Source organism: Roseitalea sp. (assembly GCF_984466335.1).
Genome location: NZ_CFIFWG010000109.1, coordinates 1 through 10,809 on the forward strand (window position 1 = coordinate 1; position 10,809 = coordinate 10,809).

The 10,809-nt window shown below is 68.9% G+C and carries 11 protein-coding genes; 6 read left to right on the top strand and 5 right to left on the bottom strand.

All coding sequences use genetic code 11. From position 1 onward, the window contains the following. Window positions 1-362, bottom strand: a 362-nt coding sequence (locus AC5E6L_RS10625; RefSeq protein WP_491773159.1) for a cytochrome c peroxidase, incomplete at its 3' end; no start/stop codon positions are given. A 76-nt stretch (window positions 363-438) separates the two neighbouring features. Here AC5E6L_RS10625 and AC5E6L_RS10630 point away from each other — a divergent pair. From AC5E6L_RS10630 to AC5E6L_RS10640, 3 genes are read left to right on the top strand one after another with little or no spacing between them, the layout of a single operon-like run. Then, window positions 439-561 carry a hypothetical protein gene (locus tag AC5E6L_RS10630; RefSeq protein WP_491228566.1) on the top strand — a complete coding sequence of 41 codons (123 nt, stop codon included), beginning with the start codon at window positions 439-441 and terminating at the stop codon, window positions 559-561. A 24-nt stretch (window positions 562-585) separates the two neighbouring features. After that, window positions 586-1,971, top strand: a complete 1,386-nt coding sequence (locus tag AC5E6L_RS10635) for a bifunctional enoyl-CoA hydratase/phosphate acetyltransferase (protein ID WP_491228565.1) — start codon at window positions 586-588, stop codon at window positions 1,969-1,971. Between the two features lie 12 nt (window positions 1,972-1,983). Further along, window positions 1,984-3,156 carry an acetate/propionate family kinase gene (locus AC5E6L_RS10640; protein ID WP_491228564.1) on the top strand — a complete coding sequence of 391 codons (1,173 nt, stop codon included), beginning with the start codon at window positions 1,984-1,986 and terminating at the stop codon, window positions 3,154-3,156. Here AC5E6L_RS10640 and AC5E6L_RS10645 read toward each other — a convergent pair. Together AC5E6L_RS10645 and uraH are read right to left on the bottom strand one after the other, a co-directional pair. After that, window positions 3,150-4,373 (bottom strand): urate hydroxylase PuuD, encoded by a 1,224-nt coding sequence (locus AC5E6L_RS10645; RefSeq protein ID WP_491228563.1) that lies wholly within the window; start codon window positions 4,371-4,373, stop codon window positions 3,150-3,152. The genes AC5E6L_RS10640 and AC5E6L_RS10645 overlap by 7 nt on opposite strands. Window positions 4,374-4,525: 152 nt before the next feature. Next, window positions 4,526-4,888, bottom strand: a complete 363-nt coding sequence (gene uraH, locus AC5E6L_RS10650) for a hydroxyisourate hydrolase (RefSeq protein WP_491773163.1) — start codon at window positions 4,886-4,888, stop codon at window positions 4,526-4,528. A 135-nt stretch (window positions 4,889-5,023) separates the two neighbouring features. Between uraH and puuE the strand changes: the two genes are divergently transcribed. Then, on the top strand, window positions 5,024-6,439 hold the full coding sequence (gene puuE / locus AC5E6L_RS10655) for an allantoinase PuuE (RefSeq protein ID WP_491773171.1): 1,416 nt from the start codon (window positions 5,024-5,026) through the stop codon (window positions 6,437-6,439). A 21-nt stretch (window positions 6,440-6,460) separates the two neighbouring features. On the opposite strand, the gene AC5E6L_RS10660 is transcribed toward puuE, so the two are convergent. Both AC5E6L_RS10660 and AC5E6L_RS10665 read right to left on the bottom strand, forming a co-directional pair. Continuing rightward, complete coding sequence (locus AC5E6L_RS10660) at window positions 6,461-7,324, bottom strand: cobalamin B12-binding domain-containing protein (protein WP_491773165.1); 864 nt, start codon at window positions 7,322-7,324, stop codon at window positions 6,461-6,463. Between the two features lie 398 nt (window positions 7,325-7,722). Further along, window positions 7,723-8,154 carry a c-type cytochrome gene (locus AC5E6L_RS10665; protein WP_491773167.1) on the bottom strand — a complete coding sequence of 144 codons (432 nt, stop codon included), beginning with the start codon at window positions 8,152-8,154 and terminating at the stop codon, window positions 7,723-7,725. A 209-nt stretch (window positions 8,155-8,363) separates the two neighbouring features. Between AC5E6L_RS10665 and bchI the strand changes: the two genes are divergently transcribed. Together bchI and bchD are read left to right on the top strand one after the other, a co-directional pair. Continuing rightward, window positions 8,364-9,395: a magnesium chelatase ATPase subunit I gene (bchI, locus tag AC5E6L_RS10670; RefSeq protein ID WP_491230593.1), complete on the top strand. Its 1,032-nt coding sequence runs from the start codon at window positions 8,364-8,366 to the stop codon at window positions 9,393-9,395. Further along, on the top strand, window positions 9,388-10,809 hold a 1,422-nt coding region (bchD, locus tag AC5E6L_RS10675), incomplete at its 3' end, for a magnesium chelatase subunit D (RefSeq protein ID WP_491773169.1). The genes bchI and bchD, both read left to right, overlap by 8 nt.

Genomic DNA, 10,809 nt, shown 5'->3' on the forward strand with positions numbered 1-10,809 from the left:
TCATGGAACATGACGGTGAATTCGGCGGCGCCCAGATTGAAAAGCGCCGGCGCGTTGCGCGGGATGCGCCGCTCGGGCGGGTTGTCGGGATCGACGCGGCGATCCGGTCCGAGCCCGGCGCCGCCCTCGCCCAGCGCCAGCGACACGCCGTCGCCGGTGCCGAAGCGCGGATGATGGCAGGTGGCGCAGGAAACGTTCCTGTTGCCGGACAGGATCGGGTCCCAGAAGAGCAGATGGCCCAGCCGCGCCTCCGCCTCGTCGACGGGCGCGTACATCGCATCGGTCACGGGCGGCGGGAGTTCGGCGGCGGCCGCGCCGCCCGCCGCAAGGCCAGACACGAGCACCAGCGCATATATTCGCACGGCGTCCTCCACGCTTTGCGGCACCGTGCCGGCACCGGCCCGCAAATGCAATCGGCTCGCGGGCGGGGCACCGAATATGTTTGACTATATCGCCGGCGCGGTGAAGGAGATGGAGCCGCGCGCGGTCAAGGCCCGCTCCGGGATCGGCGCATGGCCGACCCGCCGCCGCCCCAAGCGGCACCCGACAGGGGCCGATTGAATCCGATCGAAGGCAAGCTGATCCATGAACACCTATGCCAACACGCCCTGGCACGCGCTGGAGGTCGGCATGGAAGCCTCGGCCAAGCGCCTGTGCCGCGCCGAGGACTTCCTCGTCTACGCCTCCTCGTCGGGCAACCACAATCCGGTGCACCTGCCAGGGGAGGATCATGACGGCGACGGCAGGCCCGACGAGCCCGTCGCGCCGTCCATGTGGGTCGCCTCGCTGGTCTCGGCGGTGCTGGGAAACCAACTTCCCGGTCCGGGCACGCTCTACAGGGGCCAGAACCTGCGCTTTCTGGGCCGCGCCCATGCCGGCGATGAGCTGACGGTCCGCATCAAGCTGACCGAAAAGAAGCCTGACGGCATCGCGGTGTTCGCCACCACGGTGACCAAGTCCGACGGGTCCATGGTCCTCGAAGGCGAGGCCACGGTGATCGCGCCGGCCGCCGAACTGAGCTTTACGGCCGACGCGTTGCCCGGGCTGACCGTGCAGCGCCACGTCCATTTCGACCGGCTGCTCGAACTGGCCGCGCCGCTGCCCGCGCTTCCCACGGCCGTGGTCTGCCCCGACGAGCCCAAATCGCTCGGCGGCGCGCTGCTGGCGGCCGAGCACACGCTGATCACGCCGATCCTGGTCGGCGACGAAAAGCGCATCCGCCAGACCGCGACCGATCTCGGCGCCGATCTGGACCCCTGCGCGATCGTCGATGTGGCGGGCAGCGCCGCTGCGGCCGCCCGGGCCGTCGCGCTCGTCAACGAGGGGCGCGCCGGCGCGGTCATGAAGGGCCATATGCACACCGACGATCTGCTGCGCGCCTTGGTCAGGTCCGAGGGCGGCCTGCGCACCCGGCGCCGGCTCAGCCACGTCTTCTGCATGGACGTGCCGGGCCTCAGGCACCTGTTGATGATCACCGACGCGGCCATCAACATCGCGCCGGGACTGCACGAAAAGGTCGACATCATCCAGAACGCGATCGATCTGGGCCGGGCGCTGGGGATCGAGGCCCCCAAGGTCGCGGTCCTTTCGGCGGTCGAGACGGTCAATCCCAAGCTGCCCTCGACCATCGAGGCCGCCGCGCTCGCCAAGATGGCCGAAAGGGGCCAGATCCGGGGCGGCATCGTCGACGGACCGCTGGCCATGGACAATGCGGTCGACGAGGACGCCGCGCGCACCAAGGGCATCCGCTCGCTGGTCGCCGGCCACGCCGACATCCTGATGGCGCCGAACCTTGAATCGGCCAACATGATCGCCAAGCAACTGACCTTCCTCGCCCATGCCGAGGCCGGCGGGCTGGTGCTCGGCGCCAAGTGCCCGGTGATCCTGACCAGCCGCGCCGATGACGACAAGGCGCGCCTGGCCTCCTGCGCGGTCGCCGCGCTCTATCACGACTGGCAACGTAATCGGTAAGCAGGCGCCGCCATGACCGACACCGTCATCCTGACGCTGAACGCCGGCTCGTCCTCGCTCAAATTCGCGGTCCACGAGCGAGCCGCCGAACCGGCCCTGCTCCGGTCCGGACAGGTGGAAAGCCTGTCGCCAAGCCAGCAGACGCGGCTGATCGTCAAGGACCGGGGCGACAGGCAGGCCATCGACATCGCCGCCGACGACCATGCCGGCGCGCTGGCCGAGATCCTGGCGCGGGGCGATACGCTGTTCGGCGGCGCGCGCGTCGCCGGCGTCGGCCACCGCATCGTCCATGGCGGCACCGGATTCGTCGCCCCGACCCCGCTCGACGCCGGCACGATCGCCGCCCTGCGCACGCTGGAGCCGCTCGCGCCGCTGCACCAGCCGCACAATCTCGATTGCGTCGAGGCGGCCATCGCCGCCTTTGCCGACGCGATCCAGGTCGGCTGTTTCGACACCGCCTTCCACCGCACGCACCCCTTCGTCAACGACACGTTCGCCCTGCCCCGCAAATGGTTCGACGAGGGTGTGCGCCGCTACGGCTTCCACGGCCTGTCCTATGCCTATATCGCCTCGGAGATCGCCCGCGCCGAACCGGAGCTGGCCAGGGGCCGCGTGGTGATCGCCCATCTGGGCAACGGCGCCTCCATGTGCGCCGTCCGCGACGGCCAAAGCGTCGGCTCGACCATGGGCTTCACCGCGCTCGACGGCCTGCCCATGGGCACGCGCTGCGGCCAGATCGATCCGGGCGTGCTGCTCTACATGATGCGGCATCACGGCATGGATGCCGACGCCATCGCCGACCTGCTCTACACCGAAAGCGGGCTCAAGGGCCTGTCCGGCCTCACCCACGACATGCGCGCGCTCGAAGCCAGCGACGATCCGAAGGCGCGCGAGGCGATCGACTATTTCGTCTTCCGCATCCGGCGCGAGCTGGGCGGCATGAGCGCGGTGCTGGGCGGGCTCGACGCGCTTGTCTTCACCGGCGGTATCGGCGAGCATTCGGCAAGGGTCCGGCGCGAGGTGTGCGCGGATATGGGCTGGCTGGGCATTGCCGTCGACGAAGCGGCCAATCTTGACAATGGCCGCGACATCGGCGCCGGCGGGGCGCGCGTCATGGTGATCCCGACCGACGAGGAGATCGTGATGGCCCGCGCGGTCGCCGCGGCCCTTTCGGGGGCTCACTGAACCGAGCGATACCACTCGACGATGGCGCGCCTCTCTTCGTCCTGCATGAAGGAGACATTGGCCGGCGGCATGGCGTGCGTGACGCCCGACTGGATGTAGACGGCGCGCGCGTGCGCGGCGATCTGGGCATGGGTCTCCAGCCGCACGCCGCCCGGCGGAAACCAGATGCCGTCCCAGAACGGCTCCTTGGCGTGGCACATCGCGCAGCGCCCCTGCACGATGGCCGCCACCTCCTTGAAGCCTTCGGTCGCCATGATGCGCGCCTGACGGGGCGTCACCTTCGCCTGGTCGGGGTTTTCGGGCTCATTGGTGAAAAGCGGCCAGGTCGACAGCGCCATGATCGCGACGAACAAAAGCGCGGTGGCGAGCCAGGTCCAGGTCGGATTGCCGGCGCGCGCGTGCCGCGTGTTGAAATAGTGCCTGATCGTCACGCCCATCAGGAACACCAGCGCCGCGATCAGCCAGTTGTATTCGCTCGCGAACGCCAGCGGATAATGCACCGACAGCATGAAGAAGATCACCGGCAGGGTGAGGTAATTGTTGTGCGTCGATCTGAGCTTGGCGATCTTGCCGTAACGGGCGTCGGGGACGCGGCCGGCCTTCAGGTCGGCGACCACGATTGTCTGGTTCGGGATGATGATCAAAAAGACGTTCGCCGTCATGATGGTCGCGGTGAACGCGCCCAGATGCAACAGCGCCGCACGGCCCGAAAAGACCTGCGCATAGCCCCAAGCCATGGCGACCAGAAGCACGAACAAGAGCGCCATCAGCGCGGTCGGCGTTTCGCCGAGCGGCGATGTGCACAGCCGGTCATAGACGATCCAGCCGAACGCCAGCGAGGCCAGCGAGAGGACGATCGCGAACGGGATCGAGATGTCGGCGACGTTCGGATCGACCAGATAGAGGTCGGCGCCCAGATAGTAGACAAGGCACAGGAGCGCGAAGCCCGACAGCCAGGTGGCGTAGCTCTCCCATTTGAACCAGGTCAGATGCTCGGGCATCGCCTCGGGCGCGACCAGATATTTGCGGATGTGATAGAAGCCGCCGCCATGCACCTGCCATTCCTCGCCGTCGGCGGGACCGGCTATGTCGCGGTTCAGGCCCAGATCGAGCGCGATGAAATAGAAGGACGAGCCGATCCAGGCGATCGCGGTGATCACATGCAGCCACCGGACCGCGAACTCGATCCATTCCATGAAGACGGCGAGGTCATGCATGGGCTTTGCTGTTTCCCATTGCCGGCCGCGCCTTGGAGAACGATCCGCAAGCCCTCATCCCGAGCCTGTCGAAGGGGCGGGCTTGCGGTTTCCCCTCACCCTTCGACACGCGCGGGATAAGGGGACACGAAACCGCGTAACCGCTTGACACCTCAACTGCCCCGATAGGTCGAATAGCCATAGGGCGACAGCAGAAGCGGCACGTGATGGTGCGCAGCGCCATCGCTGACACCGAACCGGATCGGCACCTGATCGAGAAACAGCGGTTCCTCTCCCGCAAGGCCATTGGCGCGCAGATAGTCACCGGCGTGAAAGATCAACTCATATTGGCCGGCCTTGAACTTTCTTGCCGGCAGGATCGGCGCGTCGGTCCGCCCGTCCTCGTTGGTCATCGCTTCGGCGATCTTTTTGTGCGAATTGCCCGAGACGCGATAAAGCCAGACCACAAGCCCCGCCGCCGGCACGCCGCGCGCCGTATCCAGAACATGTATCGTCAGAAAGCCGCCATCGGACATCGACCAGGCTCCTTGCTTGTCTCTTGCGCCGAAATCGGCGATTGAGGTCCGACGGGATTCCTGACAGCATCGCGCCCCGATGTGAAGCCGCTTGCGGCAGAACGGACCGACGCCTTGAACCGCTATCCCCGCGACATGCACGGCTATGGCGCCAGCACGCCCGACCCGAAATGGCCGGGCGGCGCGAAGATCGCGGTGCAGTTCGTCATCAATTACGAGGAAGGCGGCGAGAACAACATCCTGCACGGCGACGAGGCGTCCGAAGCCTTCCTGTCGGAAATCGTCGGCGCGCGGCCCTGGCCCGGCCAGCGCCACTGGAACATGGAATCGATCTACGAATATGGCGCGCGCGCCGGCTTCTGGCGGCTGCACCGCCTTTTCACGGAGGCGGCGATTCCGGTCACGGTCTATGGCGTCGCCACCGCCCTTGCCCGTGGCCCCGCGCAGGTGCGCGCCATGGGGGAGGCGGGATGGGAAATCGCCAGCCATGGCCTCAAATGGATCGACTACGCCGATTTCTCGCCCGACGAGGAAAAGCGCCATATGGACGAGGCGGTCCGCATCCACCGCGAGGTGACCGGCGCGCGCCCGCATGGCTGGTATACGGGCCGCTGCTCGGTCAACACGGTCGATCTGGCATCGGCCGAAGGCGGCTTTGCCTATGTCGCCGATAGTTATGCCGACGATCTGCCCTACTGGCACCATCATGAGGGCCGCCACCAGTTGATCGTGCCCTATACGCTCGACGCCAACGACATGCGGTTCGCAACGCCCCAGGGCTTCAATGCGGGCGAGCAGTTCCTCGCCTATCTGAAGGACACGTTCGATGCGCTCTATGAGGAAGGCGAACGGGGCCGGGCGAAGATGATGTCGGTGGGCCTGCATTGCCGGCTTGTCGGCCGGCCCGGCCGGATCATGGCGCTCAGGCGCTTTGTCGACTATGCGCAGTCCAAGCCCGACGTCTGGTTCGCCCGCCGCATCGACATCGCCCGGCACTGGGCCGAACACCATCCTCCGCACCGCCATGAGCGACCCTCGATGATGGACAAGGCGAGGTTCATCGACGCCTTCGGCGGCATTTTCGAGCACTCGCCGTGGATCGCCGAGCGCGCCTTCGACGATGCGCTCGGCCCGGCCAACGACACCGTCACCGGCCTTCACGCCGCCCTCGCCCGCCGGTTCCGCGCCGCCTCCCATGACGAGCGACTGGGCGTCCTCAAGGCCCATCCCGACCTTGCCGGCAAGCTCGCCGCCGCCAGGCGCCTGACCGCCCGGTCCACCGCCGAACAGGCCTCTGCCGGGCTCGATGCGCTGACGGACGAAGAGCGAGCACGGTTCGAGGCGCTCAACCGCGCCTATAGGGAAAAGTTCGGCTTTCCCTTCATCATCGCCGTGCGCGACAGCACAAAAGCGTCCATCCTCGATGCGTTCCAGCGCCGGCTGGAGAACGACGCCGAACGGGAATTCGCCGAGGCGTGCCGGCAGGTGGAGCGGATCGCCTATCTGCGCCTGCGTGCGATCCTGCCGAACGGGTCGGCGCCGGCGCCCTGAGCCGGCGGACGGGCCGCAGCGTCAGTCGCGATCGTCCAGCGGCCCGGCGTCGCAGAACGCCTCGATCGGCTCCATCAATCCCCGCTCCTGGCGGCTCGCCCAGGCCGAGCCGCCGAACAGCCGCTCGGCCTGCCGCACGGCATCGGGCGCATCGAGCGCGACGATATCGGCGCCCGCCACCCGATAGCGGTCGGGGTTGGCAGCGACGGCAACGCCGCCGAAACAGATGCACAGGTGGGGATTGCTCGAAGCGGTGCGCGTGCGCGCAGCGATCTCGGTGGGATCGCACGCATCGTCGCGCGAGAAGGCCAGCGCGACCAGCGAGAAATGGCCTTCCCGCAAGGCATCGTAATAGGCCGGTCCCGGCTCGAAATCGAAACCGCCGCCGACGTGCCAGCCCGCATCCTGGAAGAATGCCTCGGCCATCGAAAAGCCCAGCGTGTGCCGGTCCCCGCCCGTATGGGCCAGCAGGACGCGCTTGCGCTCGTCCTCCAGCCAAGGCGTCCGACCGACCATGCGCCGCGCAACGAGCTGGCTGCACATCAGGCGCAGGCGCATGGAGACGATCTCGACCTTGACGAAGTTGATCTCGTCCTCGCACCAAAGATCGCCGAGGCGGGCTGCGACCGGGCGCACGATGCGGCGGTAGAAGGTATGCAGACTGACGTCATTGTGCAGCAGCGACGGCACGACGGTGTCCAGAAAGGCCTGGTCGGAGACCAGCAGCGCATCGAGCACCTGCTCAGGCTCCATGCCGGGCACGGCATCGTCACCGTCGGCAAGGTCGGCGGCTCCCTCGCCCACCTGCGTGGCGACATGCCGCTTTATGGCCTCCTCCAGCAACTGGCTATCCAGACGACGGTCGACGGCGGGCGTGTCCAGCAAACTATAACGGAAATCCGGAGCCGGATATCCGGCATCCTCCTGGCCCTCCGCCGGGTCGTCGGGTTGATCCCGGCGCCCCTTCATATTTCCTCCTCCGCGCACCGCTTGCGTGATGCGCCCGAAGGCCATCATACGATGAAAAAGGCTTGGATACGAGAGGCAAGCGGATAAATCGACGCACCGCCGCGGGCCGTGCGCGACATGCGGCGCGCGGCCCCCGCCGCGCTCCGGGCACATCGGCGATAACCATTGGCAAACAGTGTCTTGCGGCCGGTTTCGCGCCGAGCCGACAAGCCGGCGCCTGCGACATTGTCGCGCGGCGGCAGGCGGAACATAGACGTGAGTATAAGGTCGGCGCTCGTCTTCACCCGGAGGCCGCCCCCGCGCCGCCCGGCCGCCTACCGGCCGTCCACGGCGCCCTCGCCCCCGGACGCGTCGGCGGGCGTCTGCGAGAACCGCGCCAGATAGGCGATTACATTGTCGATGTCCCGCCGGGTCCTCAGGCCGGCAAAGGCCATGCGGTTGCCGCGGATGAAGCCGCGCGGATCGGCGAGATAGGCGCCGATCGTCTCCTTGTCCCAGACATTGCCCGCCTCGCCGAACCCGATCATGGCGGCCGAGTAGCGGAACCCTTCGACGGTGCCGGGCGTCCGGCCGATAATGTCGACCAGATGCGGTCCGACCTTGTTGCGCTCGGTGTCGGCATTGTGACAGGCCACGCAGGTGCGGAACACCTGCTGGCCGGCGACCGGATCGCCCGCGAGGGCCTGCGCCGGGACGAACGCAAGCATGGCGCCCGCGACAAGAATGACCTTTCTCGATGATTTCACGCGGTTTCCTCCGGTTCGACCGTTCCCCTAGCATCCCGAACAAGGCCGTCAACGAAGGGAGGCGCGCGGGCCCGGAGGTGAGGCGATTCAGCGCGCCGTCATGGCCGCCGCCTTCGACTTTGGTCGATGGCGCCTGCGGGAAATCGGCATGGAAATCGATTCCATGACATGTCAGGATGTCAAATGTAATTGACACTTTGGAGCCCGTCATGTCCGCACCGTTTCCTTTTGCCGCCATTGTCGGCCAAGAGGAGATGAAGCAAGCCCTCATGATGGCGGCAACCGACCCGCTGCTCGGAGGCGTCCTGGTCTTCGGCGACCGCGGCACCGGCAAGTCCACCGCCGTGCGCGCGCTGGCCGCGCTTCTGCCCAAGATCGCATCGCGCCCCGGCTGCCGCTACAATTGCGAGCCGGACGCGCCCGCCGACATCTGCCCGGTCTGCAACGCGGCCGGGCCGCCAAGGTCCGCCAAGGCGCCGGCCCCGGTCGTCGACCTGCCGCTGGGCGCGACGGAGGATCGCGTCTGCGGCGCGCTCGATCTCGAAAGGGCGCTGGTTTCGGGCGAAAAGGCGTTCGAGCCAGGGCTTCTGGCCCGCGCCAATCGCGGCTTTCTCTATATCGACGAGGTCAACCTGCTTGAGGACCATCTGGTGGACCTTCTGCTCGACGTGGCCGCCTCCGGCGTCAATCTGGTCGAGCGCGAGGGCCTGTCCGCGCGTCATCCGGCCCGTTTCGTCCTGATCGGCTCGGGCAATCCGGAGGAAGGGGAGTTGCGCCCGCAACTGCTCGATCGGTTCGGCCTGTCGGTCGACGTGGCATCGCCGGACAATCTGAAGGACCGCATCGAGGTGGTCCGGCGCCGCGAAGCCTATGAACGCGATCGGGAGGGTTTCATCAGACGCTGGAGCCGCAGGAACGGGACGGTTCGCCGCAGGATCGCACGGGCCAGGGCGCTGCTGGGCGATGTCGAAACGCCCGACGAGGTGCTCGCGCTGGCGTCCGGCATCTGCCTGAGGCTGGGTGTGGACGGACTGCGCGGCGAACTGACCCTGATGCGCGCAGCCCGCACCCGCGCCGCGCTGGAGGGGCGCGCCGCCGCCACAAGGGCCGATCTGATCGCGATCGCGCCCATGGCGCTGCGGCACCGGCTGCGGCGCGATCCGCTCGACGAGGCCGGCTCGGCCGCCCGCGTCGAGCGCGCGGTCGGCGAAGCGGCCAACGGCGCCGCCGGCCATGCCTGAGGGCGGCGCGGGCGCATCGCCGCCCTCAGGCCCCCCGCGTCCGGGCGCGCGGTCCGGCGTGTCGGCGGGCGTGCCCGATCCGGCCTGGGCGGACGCGCTGATCGCCGCGCGCCTGTTCGCCACCGCACCCGCAATGCTCGGCGGCATCCATGTCGTCGCGCGCGCTTCGCCCGTGCGCGCCCGCTGGCTCGACCATGTGCGGGCCTTGCTGCCAGCCAGCGTGCCGCTGCGCCGCATCACGCCGGCCGTGCCGGCCGGCCGGCTGACGGGCGGCATCGACATCGCCGCCACGCTCGCGCGCGGCAGGCCCGTCCGCCAGGCCGGGCTGCTTGAGACGGTCGCGGGCGGCGGTCTTGTCCTCGCCATGGCCGAGCGCCTTGCGCCCGATCTGGCCGGCATCGTCGCCCGGGCGCTCGACGGGGACGGCGAAGGCCGGTTCGGGGTGATCGCGCTCGACGAGGGCGAGGACGACGAGGACCATGCCGTGCCCGGCGCGATCGCCGACCGGCTCGGCCTGCGCATCCGGCTGGACGGCATTTCGATCCGCGACGCGCGGACCAAGGACGGGCGCCGGACGGCACCGGCGCCAGAGACGATCGCCGCGGTCCGGGTGCCGGACGCGCTGGCCGAAACCGTGGTGGCGGTCGCCGCGATGACGCGCGGAGCCTCGATGCGCCCGCCCGCCCAGGCGCTGCGCGCCACGCGCCTTCTGGCGGCCCTTGACGGACGCGCCCAGGCCGACGAGCGCGACGTGGCGACGGCGCTTCGCCTGACCTGCGGCGCGATGGTCCAGGCGCCGCCGGAGGACGCAGGGGCGAACGAGACGAAAGGCGCGGGCGACGACCTGCCGTCCGGCCAGGACGGCAAGGCCGACGCCGCGGACGGCGAGAACGCGCGCAGCGAAGGGCGGAGCATCGATCCGGACATGCTGCGGGACATGCCGATCGCCGCAGGCAAGGGCGTTCGGCTCGACCTTGCCGCCTTTCGCGAAACGGCGACGAGCCGCGCACGCGCCCCGGCCGCCGCAGGCAAGGCGGGCGCGGTCCGCAAGGGCGCCCGCCGGGGCCGGCCGGCCGGCCAGGCCGCCCGGCCGCCCCGTCCGGGCGCGCGGCCCGACGTGGTCGCCACGCTGCGAACCGCCGCGCCCTGGCAGCCCGTCCGCCGCAAGGCGCGCGGCCTGCCGCCCCGGTCACGGGGCGAGCCGCTCGACGTGCGCCCCGACGATTTGCGCTATGCGCGCTATGCCCACAACGCGGAATCGATGGCGATCTTCGCCGTCGACGCCTCGGGATCGACGGCGCTTGAACGGCTCGGCGAGGCCAAGGGCTGCGTCGAACTGCTGCTCGCCGAGTGCTATGTGCGCCGCGACCAGGTGGCCCTGATCGCCTTCCGGGGCCAGGATGCCGAGGTGCTG